Raw genomic sequence first — 18,816 nt, 5'->3', positions numbered from 1 at the left:
CTATGATTCCTTTTATCATCAGACGGATTGTCAGCCTGATTCCCGTAGCCTTCGTGGTCGTGGTGGTGACCTTTAGTCTCATCCATCTGAGTCCTGGGAATCCTGCCTACACGATATTAGGAGAACAAGCCAGTCCGCAGGCCGTACACCTATTAGATGTGAAGATGGGTCTGACCCAGCCTTTGTGGCAGCAATTTGTGACCTATGTGAGCCATGTTTTGCAGGGAAATCTGGGTGTTTCATTACTGGATGGACAACCCGTTTTGTCGCTGATCTTAACGCGATTGCCCGTGACGTTAGAATTGACCATCCTAGCCATTCTTGCGTCCCTCATCATAGCCTTGCCGACGGGAATTTTGGCGGCTTACCGGCCCAATACGTGGATTGACAGCGTCTCACGTCTTTTGGCTCTTGTCGGGGCTGCTGTCCCGAATTTCTGGTTGGCACTGCTCTTGGTGTACTTCTTTGCTGTGAGTCTGAAATGGCTTCCCTCTTTAGGGTGGGTCCCCCTCACAACGAGTGTGGGGGGGAATCTCATTCATCTCATCCTTCCGGTGATTGTGCTGGCACTGCCTTTGGCTGCTGTTACTTCACGGGTTTTGCGTGGTGAACTCTTGGAAGTGATGCGCCTTTTGTATATCCAAGTAGCACGTGCGAAAGGCATTAACGAATGGACCGTAGTCATTCGCCATGGTCTTCGTAACGCTTTGGTACCGGTTGTGACGGTCATTGGCTTGCAAATCGGTGGTTTACTCGGTGGTGTCGTGATTACGGAATCGATTTTTTCACTTCCCGGAATGGGGCAGCTCGTTGTGAATGCCATTTTTGACCGTGATTATCCGGTTTTGGACGGATCCGTCCTCTTTATGGCGGTGGTGGTTCTCTTGGCCAATTTAATGGTTGACCTGGTTTATGCGTGGCTTGACCCCCGCATTCGTTACCAATAAACCGGTTTTCGTTAACGAGAAAAGAAAGGAGGAGAAAAATGGCGGCACTAGATCCTCAACTAGACATATCGTGGGAGTCTGTAGAACCCAGGTCCCATCACCGCGCTCTTCGGCGTTTTTTACGCAACAAACTCAGTATTGTGGGAGCGGTCATCGTCCTGTTTTTGGCACTCGTGGCTCTGTTCGCGCCTGTTCTGGCACCGTATCCTCCTTTGGCTACCCATTTTTCTCAGGCCTTTAAACCGCCTTCTGCCACGCACCTTCTGGGTACGGACGAACTCGGACGGGATTTATTGTCCCGAATTATTTATGGAGCCAGGGGATCATTAGGTGCTGGTGTCTTAATTGTATTTGTCGGCGTGGGAATCGGAGTGCCTATTGGATTGATTTCTGGTTTTTATGGGGGGCTGTTTGATGAAATCATCATGCGCTTGGTCGATGCAGCGTTGGCGTTTCCCCCTCTTGTCCTGGCGTTGGCGATTGCCTGGATTCTAGGACCGTCCCTCATTCACGCGGTGATGGCCATTGGTGTGGTTACCATCCCGCAATTTGCCCGGATTACCCGTGGCCAAGTCTTAAGTATCCGTTCACGGGAGTTTGTGGAAGCCGCCCGGTGTCTAGGGGCTAGTCCCTGGCGAATTATGCTCCGCCACATTTTATTAAATTCCGCCACGCCGATTATTGTGGTCGCCACATTAAATATTGGCACAGCGATTTTGAGTGTGGCCAGTCTGTCGTTTTTAGGATTAGGTCCGCCGCCACCTTCCCCGAATTGGGGATCCATGCTGGAAGATGGGTCCCAGTATCTTAACATGGCCCCTTGGATTTCGTTCTTTCCGGGACTCGCCATATTTCTTGCGGTATTGGGATTTAGTACGTTGGGTGATGGCCTACGGGATGTATTTGATCCGAAATAATCTTGCGTCACAAGGCGCGTGTGAAAAGGATGATAGCTATGGATAATACCGAGAATGGGACGACAGCGTCGACCGAGGAGATTATGCAATGGTCTTTGGAATTAGCCGGTTTAGATGAAGTGCCCCCAGATAGTGCGACCTACATTCCTGGGGACAACATTCACCGTGTATTATTTGGTATCGATGTTTCATCTGCCGACTTGTTAGTGGGTCGGGAACTCGGAGTGGATTTAGTGATTGCCCATCACCCTGCTGATCGTCTGGTAGGGTTTCCTCAAATTTTTTCCCGGCATATTGATCTGATGGTAGCTCATGGCGTCCCCAAGAACGAGGCGGAAGAGGCTATTCGCACGTTAACCGATCGTTGGACAGACCGGTTTCACAGTGCAAATTATGACCACGTGGTTTCCGTAGCCCGGTTACTGAAGATGCCGTTCATGAATATTCATAATGCTTTGGACGAATATGGACGGCAGCGTATGGTTCAAGCGGTTTCTGAATTAGGAGCGCAAGCGACGGTGAAGGACGTCGTGGCGGCCCTGACAGAAATCCCGGAAATTGCTTCCGCCCCTACCCAAATCCAGGTGGCTGTGGGAGAACCTGATAATCCAGCTGGGCGGATTGCCATTGTCCACGGTGCCGGAACCAATGGAGGGTATGAAATTGCTCAAACCTATTTTCGTAACGGCATTGGGACGGTTGTCTATATTCATTTGGCCAATGACGCCAAATGGCGTTTGCGTAAAGAGAACTTAGGGAATGTTGTCGTGATAGGTCATTTGCCCGGCGATTTGACCGGCATTCAACCCTTTGTACAATTGATGCGTGACAAAGGACTCGAGGTTATTGGATTTTCTGGGGTGCGTTAACTCGACTCAGAATTGGCAAGCAGGCGCGGAAGATCGTGGGGCATGTGTTCGATATTTAGCGTGTTGAACGAGGGCAATGGGGTGAGAGGAAGGACTCGAGACAGCACTAACCCGGCTGCCCCAATGGCAACCATGTCTAAATCTGCAGCAAATACACCGATTTGTTTATTGGCGCCAATGGCTCGCTTTTTCAGCATGCGGTCAATTTCGGGCAATAACCACTGAGCGGCTTGTGCAATGGTTCCTCCAATGCTGATAAAACGGGGATTAAAGGCGTTAAGGATATTCGATATACCAATGCCTAAATATGCGCCTAATTGAGAAAATGCTCGTTGATAACGGATGTCGTGGGGCGTATGGGCCAATACCCGTTCGATAAATGAGGGAATAAAGGGGTCAGTTTCGCTGACCCCTTCTTCGTGCAAATAGCGAGCTAACGCACGCTCCGAAGCATAGAGTTCCCAACATCCATAATTACCGCAGGCACACAAAAGACCGGTGGCCGAAATGGTGGTGTGTCCCCATTCTCCGGCAATCCCATGACGCCCGCGTACCAGCTGCCCATGAAGAATAAGACCTGCTCCCACCCCAATACCGGCGTTAATAAAGACCAGATTGTCTGTAGGGTGACGCAAAAATTCGGCCCAAGCGCCACAATTGGCGTCGTTATCAATGACAACAGGCAAATTAATCCGGCTGGCCAAAGCCTGTGTAAAATTCCAATTTTCGATATTCACATTCGGAAGATAATAAACATGTCCCGTACTGTAATCCACCATCCCGGGTAAAGCAATTCCCACTCCAAAAATTCCATGTGAGCTAGGCGGGCATGTGCGCAGAATCTCTCGAACATGTTCTTCGATAATCTGCAGCATGATTTCCCGAAAACTGCCGTCGGAGGGAGGGCGCAAAGTCGTGATTTTTTTGTCAACAACTTGACCCCTGGCATCGGTTAAGAGCGTCTTAATCGAAGAAATTTGGACATCAACGCCAATGCTGAATCCTGTTCGCGCGTTAAACTGCAAGATAATCGGTTTTCGTCCACCGGATGAGGTGCCTTGACCGAGTTCTTGAATGAAATCCTCAGCGAGCAGCTCATCGACTAAGGACGATACTGTGGCACGATTTAAACCGGTTAATTTAGCGATGTCAGCGCGAGAAACGTTAGGATGATTATAAATCCAATGCAATACAGTATATTTGTTCAATTGGCGCATTCTTTGCGCGTCAATATTGATGCGCACGGGACATCATCCTCGCATGCAAGAATGTATTTCGGTATTCACAGTGTTGTTAATATAACATATCAATTAAGACGCTTGTAAGCATCAAAAATTCGGTAGTTTTTGATTAAATTAGGGATTTTTTGGACAAATTCCAAAACATATTGTGCAAACTTTGTTGATTTGTTACATTATGTGAGCGGTGAGTTGGATTATCTTCGAAAAAACAGAATTGTCAAACATTTAGCATGAGGAGGCTGCGCGATGCAGATCAAGCGAAAGGCGACATTAAGTCTTTTAGCTGTTATGGCAGCAAGTACGTTGGGTTTAGCCGGATGTGGCAGTCAGAGCGCATCTGGAGGATCAGGATCGACGGGAACTGTTAATAATTCACCGACACAATTACAAATTTTTAGCTGGTGGACTGGTGTGGCCAGCAGTAAAGCTCTTGCCGCATTGAATGCACAATTTACTAAAGAATATCCTCAATTCAAAGTTATCAATGATGCGGTTGCTGGAGGAGCCGGATCCAATGCGAAGGCTGTTTTAGCCAGCCGGATGGAAGCGGGAAATCCCCCAGGAACTTTCCAGGTGCACGCGGGACACGGGCAACTCTATTCCTGGGTGCAAGCGGGAGACATGGCGCCATTGAACTCGTTATACCAACAACAAGGATGGTATCACGATTATCCCAAATCCCTGTTAAACTTGTTGACGTTTAACGGTAAAATTTATGCCGTACCCGTTGACATGCAGCGAGCCAATGTTTTGTGGTATAACCCCACGATTTTCAAGAAATATAATTTAACACCGCCAAGCACCTTCGCCCAATTTTTCCAAGATGCCAATGTTTTGAAGGCTCATGGCGTGACCCCTCTCGCTTTAGCGAATCATGGGGATTGGGAAGCGACCTTGTTATGGAGCGATGTGCTGCTAGGGACTGTAGGACCCAAAGAATATGATGCGTTACTCAATGGCAAGGCCTCTTGGAACAGTCCAGGAGTGGTTCAAGCGACTCAGACCTTTACTAAGATGTTGAATTACACGAATACTGATTACACAGCGTTGCACTGGCAACAAGCGGATCACATGGTTGCTGATGGTCAGGCAGCCATGAACATCATGGGAGACTGGGCCCAGGGATATTTCACCACGGATCTACATTTAACGCCAGGTACTGGATTTGGATGGGCTCCGACGCCACAAACCAAAGGAACATTTGCTGTCGTTTCGGACGTATTCGGCCTACCTTCCCATCTCAAGCATAAGACAGCGACTTTGGATTACTTGAAAGTGTTGGGTTCAGCTAAGGGACAAGCCATTTTCAACCCCTTAAAAGGAACATTTTCCCCGCGGCTCGATGCCAATCCTAATGACTATGATGCCTATTCACGGTCTGCGATGCAGTCCTACAAGAAGGACACATTAGTGTTGGTCATTGGTCAGGGAGCTGTTAACCCGGGCTTTACCAACGCGGTCAATAATGCCATGGACATTTTGGTGAGCAACCACAATGTGAACCAATTTGTCCAAGCTGTGGCCAACGCCGCTCAGGCTAACCCGCTTCCGTAAGACATGTTTTAAGCGGCAGGGCTAGCCTGCCGCTTACTCCTCGAACAAAGGAGGGTAATGAGGGTGATAAAACGGGCTGTGGCGAAAGATGCCGAAGAACTAACGGTGAAACCGGTAAAGAGGAAACCTTTCTCATGGGATAAGGCGTCTGCGATTCTGGTTTTGGTCCCATCCCTTGCGGCATTGGGAATCTTTGTTTATGGTTTTATTGCCTGGACCGGATACCTGTCCTTAACCAATTGGAACAGTTATATTCCCAACTTGAGTTTCGCGGGTTTGAAAAATTATGTAGCCGTATTTGAAACCTTCCGGTTTCAATCGGACATTCGCAATCTTGTGGTGTTTACTGCATTGTTTGTTTTAGGGTGTCTAGCCCTGGGATTGTTTTTGGCGGTGTTGATCGATCAGAAAATTCGGTTTGAAAGTTTATTCCGTAGTATTTTTATTTTTCCCATGGCAATTTCTTTTGTGGCTACGGGTGTTATCTGGTCGTGGGTGCTGAACCCTCAGACCGGTGTGAATTTGATTTTGCGCGCATTAGGAGATAAGCATCCGCCCAATTGGTTTTTGAGTACGGCGATTGACCCGAGCATTACCGTAGGACTCATTCAACTGGGGATACCGTTAGCTCTTGTTGCGGTAACGGTTGCTGCCATTTGGCAAATGTCGGGATTTGCGATGGCGATTTATTTGGCTGGGCTACGAGCCATTCCCGAAGAAATTAAGGAAGCCGCCCGCATTGATGGGGCTGGTTCATGGCGGTTGTTTTGGTCGGTAATTTTTCCCCAGTTAAAATCCTCAACAGTTACCGCTGTAATTATTTTGAGTGCAGCGTCCTTAAAAGTTTTTGGCCTGATTTATGCGATGACGGGACCGGGTCAGGATTTCACAACGGATATGCCCACACTCAATATGTTTGAGACGACCTTCCAAGGGAGCCAGTTTGCAGAGGGGGCAGCCATCGCAACCATTTTGTTTTTAATTATGGCGGCCTTTAGCATCCCCTATCTGATTTCGGTATTGCGCAAGGAGGAGGGAGCATAAATGGCTGTTCGTCGACTGAACCGGTCCCTGCTTTATCTTCTCTTGACCATTTTTGCGGTGTTGTATCTCATGCCGGTTTATGTGGTTGCGGTCACCAGTTTGAAGTCAGGTGCCGCCATTAATTTGTCACAGATGTGGGATTTGCCACGGCATATCAGCTTTTCGAGTTTAGCCACCGCATGGCAAAAACTAGGGCCCAATTTTATGAATAGCGTGTACCTCACCATTCCTGCTACGGTGATTTCTTCGCTAATTGGTGCCATGAATGGATATGCCTTGGCCAAATGGCGATTTAAGGGTTCGAACACAGTATTTTTTATTATCCTGTTGGGGATGTTTATACCATACCAAGCCGTTCTGATTCCCGTTTTGCGTGTGCTCGATATCTTACATTTGTATGGATCGATACCGGGCTTGATTTTAGTTAACGTGGTTTATGGCATTCCTATTACCACACTCATATTTCGCAACTTTTATGCGGCGATTCCCGACGAAATGATTGAAGCGGGAAAAATCGATGGCGCGGGGTATTGGGGTATTTTTCGTTATATTGTGTTGCCCTTATCGGCTTCAGGTTTTGTGGTTACCGGAATTTGGCAGTTTACGCAAATTTGGAATAACTTTTTATTTGCGGTGTCTGTAACCAATCCACCGCATCAGCCCGTCACGGTAGCTGTGGTGAATATAGCTGGCAGCCAGACCATCCAATGGAATGTGCAAATGGCCAGCGCGTTGATGGCGTCAATCCCTACCCTGGTTGTTTACATTTTTTTGGGCAAATATTTTGTGCGGGGCTTGTTGGCTGGTTCCGTGAAAGGCTAAAAGGCGAAGATTTAGGGAACCTTGTTGATACCCTTTATGCATTTGTGCATAAAGGGTTTTTTGGTGAACGGATTCCGGAGATGTGAAAGGGACTTAGGGCGGTTAAAATGGAAGCGAGTTTTATTAACACAATAAAGGATGGACCGAATATGGGAGCATCGCTATTTTGGTTAGGACAATCAGGATTTCTCGTGGAAACAACTGAACCGCCGTCATTGCGGATTCTTATTGATCCCTTTTTGACGCCGACCAAGGGCGCCTATGATCCCCGCTATCGTGTTGCGGACTTAGGGCCCATTGACTGGATTTTCAGTACGCATGAACATTTGGATCATTTTGACTGGGACAGTATTGTGCAGCTAAAAAAATCTAATCCACGACTGCAGATAGTAGCACCCGCACATCTGCGACAACGAATTCTTGAAGCAGGGTTTTTGGCCTCTGAACATGTGGTTCCTGCATTATATGAATGGGTCGATATCAATCTGGCATTGAAAATTCAAGCCATTCCCAGTGTACACGCGCTGCATGTTGAACAGGGATACCAATTGGAAGAGGAGGACCAATTTTTAGGCTTCATTATGGAGTTTGGAGGGATTCGTGTCTATCATAGCGGCGATACCATTTTATCTCCGGCTTTGTTCGAGACTTTACGTACATCGGGGATTCACGTGGCGCTTCTCCCCATCAACGGGCGTGATTTCTTCAGAGAACGCGAAGACATTGTCGGCAATTTGAGTGCATGGGAAGCGGTTGAATTGGCGGGACGGATCGGTGCGAAAGTTCTTATTCCCATGCATTATGATGCGTTTGCCAACAATTTGGGCGATCTTGGACAAGTCGTTCATTATGCTCATCAATATTGGCCCGAATTATGTGTGGCGGTCTTAGGCTATGGTCAAGAATGGCCTATATACATTCCGCGCATGCTGGCTATCAAAAAACAGAACGGCTAAAAACGCGGGAAAGCTAACAGTCGACGAAAATTGTGAGTTTCTTTGTCTGTTAAGGCATGAGATGTTTTGGACCATAGTCCAACCAAAACGGACATGAAATTATCGCAATTAAATCTCGTTATATCGAAGACACGCTAAGGACACAATTGCTACAATTAAAACCAATTAAAATTAAAATAAAAATATTCGATAAATTCTTGGGGAATCCGTGTAATAAGAGCCAGGGCTAGGTGAGATCATGGCAAAACAACCAGGAGATAGACGACGGCATCCAAGCGGGTATTCGGTGTGGCATGCTGTTGAACGCATTGTCTGGCCTCTAGCCGTAGGATATTCGTTGCTGGTCGCCGGCGTATTGTGGATGGAATGGGGAATTTTTCCTGATTCGTTACGGCCATCCCTTCTATGGATTTGCGGTATGAACTGGGTAGGCAGCGTACTGCTTTTAGGCATCATTCGCTTTGTGGTGTGGGTGCGTTTAGTGCGTCCTCTGCAACACCGGGCTGATTATGATGCCTTAAGCGGTTTATATCGGGCCGATGTATTTTGGACGCGTGCTGAAGAAATGGCTCAGTGGTTAGGATCGCAAGGTAAACCCTGGGCATTTGTTTATTTAGACTTGGATGATTTTAAAAGAGTGAATGATACAAATGGCCATTTGGTTGGTGACGCCGTGATTCGCACATTAGGATCCTTACTGCAGAGCCATGCACGCCATAGCGATATTACAGGACGGCTGGGCGGCGAAGAATTTGGCTGGATTTTGCCGGGAGCCAATTTATCCGAAGCGGTCGCCGCTGCCAACCGATTATTAAAAGCTTTTCGCGAGGCAAACTGCGATGGGTTGACGGGTTGTACATTTTCTGCTGGCGTAGCTGGTTGGACAAGTCAAGAAGATTCCGTCAGTATATGGACAATAGCGCGCCGCGCGGATCATGCTTTGTATCATGCCAAAAGTCATGGTAAAGGACAAGTGCAGATCACTGCGTCATGAGAAATAAAGTCACAAGAATAAATTCTTAATAGATAAGATAGTACTAAATTGCTAGATCCCAGTGAATAGACGCCGCTTGATGGAAATAGTTGGGATGAATCATTGTTAAATAATTCGGTTAGATGGATAATGTATGAAAGTCACAAAAAGATAGGAAGCGCCAATATGGCTAAACCACACGTACTAGTATTAGGGGGAAATTTTTCTGGATTAGGGGCTGCTCAAAAGATTCGCGAATATGCACGGGATACAGTCGACATTACATTAATCGACCGCAAAAATTATCTCCTCTTTGTTCCTAATATTCCTTCCGAAGTTTTAGATTATGACCGTAATCCTGCTCTGACAATGCATATGGATATTGTTAAACCGCTAGAAGAGGATGATATTTACTTCATTCAAGGCGAAGTGAAAGGGTTCGATGTTGATCGTCAGACGGTTGAATATGTGCCGACTGAGCGTCCTGGCGCTGCTGCAGAAACGATTCACTATGACTATGTTGTCTTTGCGTTGGGAAACCGCTTAGCTTATGATGATATTGAAGGTTTTGCGGAATATGGACAAACTGTCAGTGACACATATTATGGGGAAAAATTGCGTCGTTATCTGCGCAACGAATATAAAGGTGGGCCGATTGTCATTGGTTCAGACTTTTTTCACCAAGGAACCATGAGCCAAGATTTAGTGCCGATGGCGGCGGCTGCTTGTGAAGGTCCTCCTGTGGAAATGGTGTTCTCCATGGCCACGTGGTTAAAGAACCATGGATTAGGCAATCCTGATAAAATCACCGTGTTTACACCAGGTGACACAATTGCTGAAGATGCCGGACTTGGAAATGTTGCTTCGATCTTAACGATTGCGGCCAAGGCGGGCGTGCATTACAAGAATAAAGCGCAAGGTATTCGTCGACTAACTAAAGATGGTGTGGAATTGAAAGATGGTACGTCCATCGAAGCAGAACTTAAGATTATCTTTCCTGACTGGCAACCGCATGAATTCATGAAAAACACGCCAATCGTCGACGATCAGGGTTTTGTGTTAACGGACATGACAATGCGGCACCCGACATATAAAAATGTCTTTGCCTGTGGTGATGCAGCGGCCGTTGTGGTCCCCAAGTTAGGCTATTTAGCCCACATTACGGGGGATATGGTGGCCAAACAAATTGCCATGGATATGGGTCGGATGGATCCTGCGAAAGCGAATATTCCGCCACATTTCATTGTCAATTGTCTAGGCGATATGGGCGATAAAAAAGCGTTCTTCATTAATTCCGATAGTTGGTATGGCGGAACAATGGAACAACTCAAGGTCGGATCGGAAATGGTCTACCTGTTGAAGTCTCAATACAAAGAAATGTTTTTCCGTACCAAAGGGAAGGTACCAGATTGGGGAATTCCATTGGCAAACTTTATGGCTAATAACTTATAATCCATCATCTGTTGCGATTCGTGTGATAACGGGATGTATGATTAATCAACCGTTAAGGGACTACTTAAGAAGTATAGTAGTCCCTTAATATGTTATGTATGGGTTTGTCTGTTGCATCTTTTTTATGACACAAAGGGATTTTAGGCCGAGAATCACTTACGCGGATTTCAAAAGAGCGGGATGGAGGAGATGTGAGAATATGAGTGTGTGAATGAGCTAAGAGATATAAAACAAAAAATTCCCGAATATTCCCGGGAAATAAAATGGTGGGCACGACAGGTATCGAACCTGTGACCTCTTGCGTGTGAAGCAAGCGCTCTACCACTGAGCTACGCGCCCTTGGACTTGTATTATATTAAACCTGTTTGTGTTCCGTCAACTGGTGGGCCCAGAAGGATTCGAACCTCCGACCAACCGGTTATGAGCCGGCAGCTCTACCACTGAGCTATGGGCCCAAAAAAATGGCTCCCCGAGCAGGACTCGAACCTGCAACCACCCGGTTAACAGCCGGGTGCTCTACCAATTGAGCTATCGAGGAATGCCGACATCAAGTATATTAGCAGCCTTGTAGCGTGCCGTCAAGTCTTAGGATAAAGAATTTGCTGGGGAAATGTTGAAGAAAATGGAGGAGAATTAGCAGGTGAGTCTAGTATTGCGAAAAAGATAGGTGCAAGGAGGCTGGTGTCTTGGGCAGGATCAATCAAATCGCGAAGCAACGGGTGACGAAAGCCCAAGACACTCGTCGGGGAATTGGAAGACTTGACGGGCATCCGCGACAGGATGACGGTTCAAAAGGCGCAGCGGCGTCGCCAGCACAGTGGGGCGTTCTATCAGCTTCGCTCTTTTATTGCCTACAAAGCTCGCTTAGCGGGAATACCTATGGTATTTGTAGACCCTCGGAACACCTCCCGTACCTGCCCGCACTGTGGGTTGATCGACAAGCGCAATCGACTGGACCAAGCGCATTTTCGGTGCATCGGCTGGAGGTTCGCTGGCCCCGCCGACACCATCGCTGCGGGCAATGTTGCTCGTAGGGCGGCTGTCAACCCGCCAAACGCGGGGTCTGCTGTGGTGCAGACACCTGCAAGCCCCATCCTTTAGACGGGGTCGTTGACGGCATATCGTTGGTGTTGTGCGCTGATGGCGACATCAAGGACAGCATGAGGGGATTGCAGGGTTAGACATGAATTACAATCGAAATCCGGTTGGACCCATGGGAAATCTCTTGTGTATAGCGGATAACATCATCGAATTGCATACACAATCTCCCTTATGCCATAATCCCGCTATGACATCTTACCAATTCAATGACGATCGAGAACAGGTTATGTTGAGCGAAAAGAATTATACAGCACTGTGTGTGGAATGCTACGATCAGCTGTCGTCTGCGAGGAGGCAAGGGGGACAGAACGATGGCGCCGTTAGAGAAACGGCTAATGGTCATACGGGATTGGTGTAAACCGTTTACTGTTGTCGCTGATGTTGGTGCGGGCCAAGGCCGTTTGGCCCGGGCTTTGGCTGAACAGGGGCAACAAGTTTATGCGACTGAAAAAACACTAAAAGGCTGGCAGGAACTGACCTCTTATACCCGGCCATTTTTTCCCCGGATCACTCCGGTTTTAGGTGATGGAATAATCCCGTTATTATCTCTATCAACATCCATTGATGTTGCCGTCATTGCGGGAATGGGTCCGAGGACTATTCAACACATCCTCCGCCAGGACTCAGAAAACTTAACCATTCAATCGTTTATCATCCAACCCATGCAAGGGTTGTTTCCTCTTCGCCGGTATTTATTAGAGAATCGTTGGTCCATTTCGCGCGCTGAACTGGTTAAAGAGCATGACAAGATTTACGGGATGTGGTTGGTACAAAGAGTAGCTAAAGGCGAAATCGATGAACATTCCCCATTTTTTTGGATACCACAAGAATTTCAGCACAGTCCTTTATTTCCTTGTTTAATAAGGCAACGGTTGGCACAATTAAATCAATCTATCGATCATGCTGACAAAGATGATCCAAAACTCCAAGCCTGGCAACGTGAAACTCAATATTTAACAGGAGTCATATCATGATCTCAAACGAGCAAATTCAGGATTTTATTGGCCCAGATATTAAGAATTTACCGTTGTCCTCGTTGCCTGATGCCGGATATGAGGATGTACGGTTTAGCCTTAGGAAAGCAGGACTTTCCGGTCGTATTTTGACCCTAAAAATGTGGGAAGACATTCATGAAGATGTGCCCAGTATCGGATATTTTAGTCGCTTAAGAGCCTTAAAAGAACTTCATATCGGAAAAGCCGTAGGACCATTAGCGTATATCGAACCCTATTATAAATTGGTGACGTATGTCCCACCTGATCATTTAGAACCGGTTCGTGAAGCCTTATGGGAAGCAGGAGCAGGTCACATTGGTCATTATTCCCGGTGTAGTTATACGTCCCAAGGGACGGGAACATTTTGGCCCGAACATGGTACCCATCCGTTTTTAGGACATATTGGCCAATTAAATGCTGAAGAGGAAATGCGCTTAGAAGTGATTGTGCCCAAATGGTACCAAGAACGTGTTGAAAACGCCTTATTAGTCATACATCCTTACGAAGAGGTCGCATTTGACTGGATTGCGTTGAAAAATCGCTTAGGTTTGGCTCAAGCCTATGAAGATGGCGACGGAGCATGGTGGTTTATCGAAGAGACACCCGAACTTGTTCGTGCTATTATGCTTCATCATCCGCCGACAATCCACTGTGAAAAAGTGAGCTGGGAAACGCGTTTGAAATTGGCGGAACAGCACATTGTCGTCGACATGAAACAACCTGGCGAGTTATTATACCCGGGATTGCATAAACTATGGGGAGATAAGAAAAGACTGTGGGAATAACATATCAGGTTTATACAGATGGCGCTTGCGCCAATAATCAAGCACCCGGTGGGCAGCCTGGCGGCTGGGCCTGTGTTTTTGTGGACGGTCCATCATATTCGGGCGCGGAAGCACGCACGACCAATAACCGAATGGAAATGACAGCCGTGATTGAGGCGTTAAAACACACCCCGAAAGACGCCGACGTAATAATTTTTAGCGACTCGGCCTATGTGATTAATGCGTTTCAACAAAACTGGTTTGCGGGTTGGGAAAAGCGCGGGTGGAAGAATGCGAAAGGGCAACCCGTGGAAAATCAAGATTTGTGGCGTCAAATGCTGGATCTGGTTAAAGATCGACAGGTTCGTTGGACGAAAGTCAAAGGTCATTCCGGAAATAAATATAACGAAATGGCGGATCGATTGGCTGTGAAGGCTATGGAAGATCTGCGAAGCAAATTGTGACAGTCATCCCATTAACCATCAGTTGACGAAAGGACAGTTTGGCGTGATAATAAACATCCAAAGTGCGAGCTAACAAGATGACCGCGGGTGCTAATCCGAAAGGTGGCATCTGAGGAAAGTCCGAGCTGCATAGAGCAGGGTGCTGGATAACGTCCAGTGGGGGCGACCCTAAGGAAAGTGCCACAGAAAACAAACCGCCAAGGTCACTCTTGGTAAGGATGAAACGGTGCGGTAAGAGCGCACCAGAAGTCAGGTGACTGACTTGCTTGGTAAACCCCACCCGCAGCAAGACCGAATAGAGGCAGGATGAGGTTGCTCGCTGACTGTCCGGGTAGGTCGCTGGAGGCGTCAGGTAACTGGCGTCCAAGATAAATGGTCATCCTCGACAGAACTCGGCTTATTAGTTAACTCGCATCGCACCTACCTTCCGGTAGGTGTTTTTTCATCTTTAATATATTCTCGTCATGTTAACCCTATTCCTTATCTTAACCGTTTAGGAGCCTAGTAATGTACTTAACCTTATATCCTGACCCGTATATCGCAAAAGAGTCATTAGTACACGTGCTAGCCTATGCAGTAGGAAATCCCGAACAAGAGCATCTTGAGAGGGTAATGGCTGAAGTTTATACAGCTCCTGATGCATCATTATACATATTATGTGACGGGATCCATATTGCAGCCGTAATCGGGATCAAACATTTACCGGATTTTTCAGGACAAATTCTTCATATTGCTGTCGAAAAGAGCTTTCGTCACCAAGGATGGGGACGCTTCCTTATTGCCGAAGTGGTGAAGCGGGAACAATTGATCCGCGTCATGGCTGAGACGGATAGAGATGCCGTGGATTTTTATCGTCGTTGGTTGTGGGTTTATGATTTCTTCACTAGGCGAGAAATATCCGGGTGTTGAGCGCTTTTACTGCCTTTGGACGAGATGATGGCAGGATCAACCAGATATCTCAAGACTTAAAGGGGAGGCATAAGTGAAGAACACCGACAAGAAGCGACGCTGCGGCCCAAGGCAGGTAATCCCTAAAGCAATGGGGGCGATTGATTTTTTCCAAAGATTGTATGATGTGGTACAATAGCAAAAAAATAGGGAGACGAGACCGTATGGCAGTGAAAATATCGGGAGAAGCCCTCCGACTAAGGATTTTCATTGGCGAAGATGCGAGGTGGCATCATAAACCGCTATACCATGCCATTGTGTTGAAAGCACGGGAAATGGGTATGGCTGGAGCCACCGTGATGCGTGCATTAGAAGGATTTGGCCCGACATCCAGAATTCACACGGTCAACTTATTAGATTTATCCAGCGATATGCCGATTCTGGTGGAGATTGTGGATAGTAAGGAGTATGTCGAAAAGTTTCTCCCCGTTTTAGATACGATGGTGGACGCCGGACTGATTACTATTGACCCCGTGAAAGTGGTGAAATATACTCACAATCAGACAAACGATCCACACATCGATCGCGACAACTCGCAATAAATGCGCCATCACGGGGCGATGGATTCCGCCTTGGACCAGAGCATGGGTCCAGAACCTCCGTACATTGTGCGGATAATGATTCCTGCCAGATTTAATGTCCTGGCAGGATTTATTGTTGCCTTTTATCGCTGTCCCCATATAGGGAGGATGATACCTTGGTCAATGAATATGTGGCCCAACTCATACAAGTCCTTTTTGTTTTGGGTTTTTCCCCTCTTTTGAAAGGGATTATGGACCGCTACAAAGCGCGGTTGGCTGGGCGATATGGGCCGCCCATTTGGCAGCCTTATCGTGATTTGCGGAAATGGATGCATAAAGAGACAATCCGCACCACCCAAAGCTCATGGGTGTCGGAATGGGCACCCATCTTCTACTTTATTGCCCCAATCATTGTGGCCATGTTGATACCGGTGCTGACGACGTTTCCTCTACCGTTTGCTTGGATGGGCGATATGTTAGCCGGTGGCATGATTTTGGGAGGTGGGGGTATTGCTTTACTTTTTGCGGCTATCGACAGCGGAAGCGTTTATCCGGTTTTGGGTGTGAGCCGGATCCGGTTGATTGCGACGTTTACCGAACCCTTAGCCCTCCTTCTCGTGTTTATTGCAGCTCAAGCGGCAGGTGCAACCATACCGTTTGTGGTTAATCAGACGTTAGGCTCGCCACCGTGGGTATTTAGTCCCGCGCATATTCTCGTTATCGTGGGATGGTTCCTCTTTTTGATTGCGGAAAGTGGTCATATTCCAGTCGATAATCCATCGACGGCACAAGAGCTCTCCATGATTGATCCCGGACGGACATTTGAGTCGAGCGGCCTGGATTTGATGCTCTATGAATGGGGCGGCTGGATGAAATTTACGGTGTTGACCATCATTTTGATGAATGTGTTGGTCTCGCCATTTGGTCTCGCTCGCTCACTGGCCTTGTCATCATTAATTTTAGCGGTGTTATGGGTCATGGTGAAACTGATTTTCGCTGCTGGCGTGTTAATAACCATTGAGGTCAGTTTTGCCAAATTGCGTTTAATCCGCAATGTGGACTTTATTACTGCAGCGATTGTTCTAGCGATTATTGGTGCGGTGACTGCGGCATGGTCTTTAGTGTAAACGAAAGGAGGTGGGGCAAAGATGACCTTGAGCATGTGGCTGCGGTTAACAGCTTCCTTCATGTGGGCCTTTACTGTCATCGTCATTCTTGTCAAAAACAATCGGTCGGCAAGGATTTTATATCGTTTGGATGCCTTAGCCCAGGCCTCTCTCCTAGCGCTGTTAGCTCAAAGCCTGCATCAAAATGGGCTATGGATTTCCGCAGCCTTGGTTGTCATTGTCAAAGTGATTGTCGTGCCTTATGTGATGCATACGGGATCTTATGCGGTCGAACGCGATTACAGTGCCCAAAGCCGGTTCGGCATGGCGTTTGTGTTAATCATCAGTTTGACCGTAACCATTTTGGGCTTTTTGCTAGGAGAACAATTCCATGGCGATCATCCCGTCACTCAAGGGATTTTGTGGGCGGCATGGTTAGTGGCTTTTGTTCAGATGACGCTTCGCTATGAAATTTGGAGTGAAGCCTGGGGCTTGTTAAATTTTGAGGTCATTACCAGTACGCTCGCTATTGTGTTAGTGACCGCGTTTCCCCTGATCCCTGACATTTTGGCTGACGGGGTAGCGATTGGTATGGCTTTACTCTTGAGCGTTTATATGGCCCTGATGCGGGCCCAATATGATTCCGTCGACGTCAGAAAAGCGGGGGAATTAAAAGGATGAACGTGTGGATAAATATCTGGCCGCTGGCCATTTTATTGGGAGCCATCTTTATCGGCTGGATCCTTCCCGTGGAATATCTCCGGGCATTCAATGGACTCATCATTGTCCTCATGATCGCTTCTTTGTTCATGCCTTTATGGCATCTCTTTCATCCTGTCGACGCTTTGGCCTACTGGTTTGATATTACGGCAACCGTGTTTGGGGCTTTTGCCATTTGGTTTTCCGGTCCCTATATTGCGGTCGAGAGCGTCTTGCATGATTGGGATGGGCACCGCGTTAAAGGATATTATTTAGGCCTTTACACCTTTGTCGGTTCATTGATGGCGATGGCGTTATTGGCCAACTATCTGCTGCTTTGGGTAGCACTTGAGGTGGCGACATTATCATCTATCTATTTGGTGCAGACTTCAGGTACAAAGACGTCGCTTGAGGCGGCTTGGCGGTATCTAGTGGTGACGGAGAGCGGGGGATTAGCTGGTCTTCTCGGAACAATTTTGATTCTCTTGGGAAGTGCCAGGAATTTGGGCACGTGGGGATTGATGCCTTCTCCGACATCTTTGCCCGTCAACTCGACCATGGTCTTGGCCGGTATTATTTTGGCCGCAGTCGGTTATGGAGCCAAAGCCGGATTAGCGCCCTTTCACACATGGTTGCCGGATGCGCACAGTGAAGCGCCAGCTCCTGTATCGGCTCTATTATCTGGGGTGAAGTTAGCTGGAGCAGTCTTAATTCTTGATCGATTGTTTTCGCTTTCAGCCAGTGCCGTTCCAGCAGCTTGGCCTCATGATTTGTTATGGATTTTAGGCCTGTTATCGCTTATCATCGCGGCCAGTTTTGTGGCATTTCAAAAAGATCTCAAGCGTCTTTGGGCATACTCGAGCATCGAGCACATTGGCCTTATTGCTCTGGGTTTGGGCTTTGGGGGACTAGGCGTTTTAGGGGCATTACTGCACGTTTGGACCCATGCCATTAATAAAACGTTGTTGTTCTATAACGCAGGGACCGTCCGGCTCTATTATCATGGCGTGTCAAGCCTACCGGAAACCTCCGGTTTGTTAGAAAGTTCGCCATATACCGGCGGATTATTGGCCTTAGGGGCAACCGGAATTGTCGGATTGCCGCCCTTTGCCCCTTTTTGGAGTGAATGGCTCATTTTAATGGGAGGCATTGCGCAGGGATATGTGCTCATCACTGTTGTGGCGATTATTCTCCTTTTAGCCATCTTTGGCGGGATTACCTTAAAAATGCCGCGCTGGCTATTTACCCCGGGTGAATCGCGCAAAACCCGCGTTCATGAACCATGGCGATTGATCCTGCCCTCAATGACACTCGGGGTATTGGTTGTGATTGGAGGCATTGCTTTGCCGGGTCTTTTGCCACACATGTTTCATCATGCGGCTGCCATCTTGCGCTACAATTCGCCATCTAGCGTCTTGATGCCAAGAAATTAGACAATGAACA

Annotated in this window: 20 protein-coding genes, 3 tRNA genes, 1 other RNA gene and 1 riboswitch; of the genes, 20 read left to right on the top strand and 4 right to left on the bottom strand. The window is 47.5% G+C overall.

The annotated features are described in order from the left end of the window. Positions 1–2: 2 nt before the first annotated feature. From AOA63_RS17045 to AOA63_RS17035, 3 genes are read left to right on the top strand one after another with little or no spacing between them, the layout of a single operon-like run. A complete protein-coding gene (locus AOA63_RS17045; RefSeq protein WP_053960979.1) occupies positions 3–947 on the top strand; it encodes an ABC transporter permease in 945 nt (314 codons plus the stop codon). A 38-nt stretch (positions 948–985) separates the two neighbouring features. Continuing rightward, complete coding sequence (locus AOA63_RS17040; RefSeq protein ID WP_053960978.1) at positions 986–1,864, top strand: ABC transporter permease; 879 nt, start codon at positions 986–988, stop codon at positions 1,862–1,864. 38 nt (positions 1,865–1,902) lie between these two features. Beyond that, positions 1,903–2,733: a hypothetical protein gene (locus tag AOA63_RS17035; RefSeq protein WP_053960977.1), complete on the top strand. Its 831-nt coding sequence runs from the start codon at positions 1,903–1,905 to the stop codon at positions 2,731–2,733. Here the strand turns inward: AOA63_RS17035 and AOA63_RS17030 are convergent. Next, entirely contained in the window at positions 2,730–3,977 is a 1,248-nt protein-coding gene (locus AOA63_RS17030; protein WP_082344111.1) for an ROK family transcriptional regulator, read from the bottom strand. The two genes, AOA63_RS17035 and AOA63_RS17030, sit on opposite strands and share 4 nt — an antisense overlap. A 243-nt stretch (positions 3,978–4,220) precedes the next feature. Between AOA63_RS17030 and AOA63_RS17025 the strand changes: the two genes are divergently transcribed. The 6 genes from AOA63_RS17025 (at position 4,221) to AOA63_RS17000 (ending at position 10,775) form a co-directional block, all read left to right on the top strand. Then, the gene (locus AOA63_RS17025; protein ID WP_053960976.1) at positions 4,221–5,528 is read left to right on the top strand and encodes an ABC transporter substrate-binding protein; all 1,308 of its coding nucleotides are present in this window, start codon (positions 4,221–4,223) and stop codon (positions 5,526–5,528) included. A 63-nt stretch (positions 5,529–5,591) separates the two neighbouring features. Beyond that, positions 5,592–6,572, top strand: coding sequence for a carbohydrate ABC transporter permease (locus AOA63_RS17020; RefSeq protein ID WP_197648419.1), 981 nt, complete (start codon positions 5,592–5,594; stop codon positions 6,570–6,572). Next, complete coding sequence (locus AOA63_RS17015) at positions 6,573–7,394, top strand: carbohydrate ABC transporter permease (protein ID WP_053960974.1); 822 nt, start codon at positions 6,573–6,575, stop codon at positions 7,392–7,394. Positions 7,395–7,543: 149 nt separating this feature from the next. Then, a complete protein-coding gene (locus AOA63_RS17010) occupies positions 7,544–8,350 on the top strand; it encodes an MBL fold metallo-hydrolase (protein ID WP_053960973.1) in 807 nt (268 codons plus the stop codon). Between the two features lie 238 nt (positions 8,351–8,588). Further along, the gene (locus AOA63_RS17005) at positions 8,589–9,344 is read left to right on the top strand and encodes a GGDEF domain-containing protein (RefSeq protein ID WP_082344109.1); all 756 of its coding nucleotides are present in this window, start codon (positions 8,589–8,591) and stop codon (positions 9,342–9,344) included. Positions 9,345–9,509: 165 nt separating this feature from the next. Continuing rightward, positions 9,510–10,775 carry an NAD(P)/FAD-dependent oxidoreductase gene (locus AOA63_RS17000; RefSeq protein WP_053960971.1) on the top strand — a complete coding sequence of 422 codons (1,266 nt, stop codon included), beginning with the start codon at positions 9,510–9,512 and terminating at the stop codon, positions 10,773–10,775. A 264-nt stretch (positions 10,776–11,039) separates the two neighbouring features. On the opposite strand, the gene AOA63_RS16995 is transcribed toward AOA63_RS17000, so the two are convergent. The 3 genes from AOA63_RS16995 to AOA63_RS16985 form a co-directional block, all read right to left on the bottom strand. Further along, positions 11,040–11,114 (bottom strand) — tRNA-Val (locus AOA63_RS16995). A 41-nt stretch (positions 11,115–11,155) separates the two neighbouring features. Next, positions 11,156–11,230 (bottom strand) — tRNA-Ile (locus tag AOA63_RS16990). Between the two features lie 7 nt (positions 11,231–11,237). After that, positions 11,238–11,313 (bottom strand) — tRNA-Asn (locus AOA63_RS16985). A gap of 212 nt (positions 11,314–11,525) precedes the next feature. On the opposite strand from AOA63_RS16985, the gene AOA63_RS20625 reads away from it, so the two are divergent. The 11 genes from AOA63_RS20625 to AOA63_RS16945 all read left to right on the top strand — a co-directional run bounded on the left by AOA63_RS20625 (position 11,526) and on the right by AOA63_RS16945 (position 18,806). Further along, positions 11,526–11,876, top strand: a complete 351-nt coding sequence (locus tag AOA63_RS20625) for a zinc ribbon domain-containing protein (protein ID WP_431607704.1) — start codon at positions 11,526–11,528, stop codon at positions 11,874–11,876. A 67-nt stretch (positions 11,877–11,943) separates the two neighbouring features. Beyond that, entirely contained in the window at positions 11,944–12,234 is a 291-nt protein-coding gene (locus AOA63_RS20620) for a hypothetical protein (RefSeq protein ID WP_431607707.1), read from the top strand. Further along, on the top strand, positions 12,188–12,850 hold the full coding sequence (locus AOA63_RS16980; RefSeq protein WP_053960970.1) for a tRNA (adenine(22)-N(1))-methyltransferase TrmK: 663 nt from the start codon (positions 12,188–12,190) through the stop codon (positions 12,848–12,850). Before AOA63_RS20620 ends, AOA63_RS16980 begins: the two co-directional genes overlap by 47 nt. After that, positions 12,847–13,656 (top strand): hypothetical protein, encoded by an 810-nt coding sequence (locus AOA63_RS16975; protein ID WP_053960969.1) that lies wholly within the window; start codon positions 12,847–12,849, stop codon positions 13,654–13,656. Before AOA63_RS16980 ends, AOA63_RS16975 begins: the two co-directional genes overlap by 4 nt. Further along, on the top strand, positions 13,647–14,099 hold the full coding sequence (locus AOA63_RS16970) for a ribonuclease H family protein (RefSeq protein ID WP_242848403.1): 453 nt from the start codon (positions 13,647–13,649) through the stop codon (positions 14,097–14,099). The genes AOA63_RS16975 and AOA63_RS16970 overlap by 10 nt, the downstream gene beginning before the upstream one ends. Positions 14,100–14,164: 65 nt before the next feature. Next, positions 14,165–14,515: RNase P RNA component class A (gene rnpB, locus AOA63_RS18590), an RNA gene on the top strand. A 91-nt stretch (positions 14,516–14,606) separates the two neighbouring features. Beyond that, positions 14,607–15,008 (top strand): GNAT family N-acetyltransferase, encoded by a 402-nt coding sequence (locus tag AOA63_RS16965; RefSeq protein WP_053960968.1) that lies wholly within the window; start codon positions 14,607–14,609, stop codon positions 15,006–15,008. 203 nt (positions 15,009–15,211) lie between these two features. Continuing rightward, positions 15,212–15,589, top strand: a complete 378-nt coding sequence (locus AOA63_RS16960; protein ID WP_020376446.1) for a DUF190 domain-containing protein — start codon at positions 15,212–15,214, stop codon at positions 15,587–15,589. 5 nt (positions 15,590–15,594) lie between these two features. Beyond that, a riboswitch (Fluoride riboswitch) is annotated at positions 15,595–15,681 on the top strand. 63 nt (positions 15,682–15,744) lie between these two features. After that, complete coding sequence (locus tag AOA63_RS16955) at positions 15,745–16,695, top strand: respiratory chain complex I subunit 1 family protein (RefSeq protein WP_053960967.1); 951 nt, start codon at positions 15,745–15,747, stop codon at positions 16,693–16,695. Between the two features lie 21 nt (positions 16,696–16,716). Next, positions 16,717–17,355, top strand: coding sequence for a hypothetical protein (locus tag AOA63_RS16950; protein ID WP_053960966.1), 639 nt, complete (start codon positions 16,717–16,719; stop codon positions 17,353–17,355). After that, entirely contained in the window at positions 17,352–18,806 is a 1,455-nt protein-coding gene (locus AOA63_RS16945) for a proton-conducting transporter membrane subunit (protein ID WP_053960965.1), read from the top strand. The genes AOA63_RS16950 and AOA63_RS16945 overlap by 4 nt, the downstream gene beginning before the upstream one ends. Positions 18,807–18,816 lie beyond the last annotated feature (10 nt).

It is taken from the genome of Sulfobacillus thermosulfidooxidans, from assembly GCF_001280565.1.
Classification (GTDB): Bacteria; Bacillota; Sulfobacillia; order Sulfobacillales; family Sulfobacillaceae; genus Sulfobacillus; species Sulfobacillus thermosulfidooxidans_A.
This window is presented reverse-complemented; position numbering and strand designations above follow the sequence as displayed.

Coding starts and splice junctions, on each gene's coding strand:
- AOA63_RS17045 (WP_053960979.1), top strand. CDS start 3: ATGATTCCTTTTATCATCAGACGGATTGTCAGCCTGATTCCCGTAGCC.
- AOA63_RS17040 (WP_053960978.1), top strand. CDS start 986: ATGGCGGCACTAGATCCTCAACTAGACATATCGTGGGAGTCTGTAGAA.
- AOA63_RS17035 (WP_053960977.1), top strand. CDS start 1,903: ATGGATAATACCGAGAATGGGACGACAGCGTCGACCGAGGAGATTATG.
- AOA63_RS17025 (WP_053960976.1), top strand. CDS start 4,221: ATGCAGATCAAGCGAAAGGCGACATTAAGTCTTTTAGCTGTTATGGCA.
- AOA63_RS17015 (WP_053960974.1), top strand. CDS start 6,573: ATGGCTGTTCGTCGACTGAACCGGTCCCTGCTTTATCTTCTCTTGACC.
- AOA63_RS17010 (WP_053960973.1), top strand. CDS start 7,544: ATGGGAGCATCGCTATTTTGGTTAGGACAATCAGGATTTCTCGTGGAA.
- AOA63_RS17005 (WP_082344109.1), top strand. CDS start 8,589: ATGGCAAAACAACCAGGAGATAGACGACGGCATCCAAGCGGGTATTCG.
- AOA63_RS17000 (WP_053960971.1), top strand. CDS start 9,510: ATGGCTAAACCACACGTACTAGTATTAGGGGGAAATTTTTCTGGATTA.
- AOA63_RS16980 (WP_053960970.1), top strand. CDS start 12,188: ATGGCGCCGTTAGAGAAACGGCTAATGGTCATACGGGATTGGTGTAAA.
- AOA63_RS16975 (WP_053960969.1), top strand. CDS start 12,847: ATGATCTCAAACGAGCAAATTCAGGATTTTATTGGCCCAGATATTAAG.
- AOA63_RS16965 (WP_053960968.1), top strand. CDS start 14,607: ATGTACTTAACCTTATATCCTGACCCGTATATCGCAAAAGAGTCATTA.
- AOA63_RS16960 (WP_020376446.1), top strand. CDS start 15,212: ATGGCAGTGAAAATATCGGGAGAAGCCCTCCGACTAAGGATTTTCATT.
- AOA63_RS16950 (WP_053960966.1), top strand. CDS start 16,717: ATGACCTTGAGCATGTGGCTGCGGTTAACAGCTTCCTTCATGTGGGCC.
- AOA63_RS16945 (WP_053960965.1), top strand. CDS start 17,352: ATGAACGTGTGGATAAATATCTGGCCGCTGGCCATTTTATTGGGAGCC.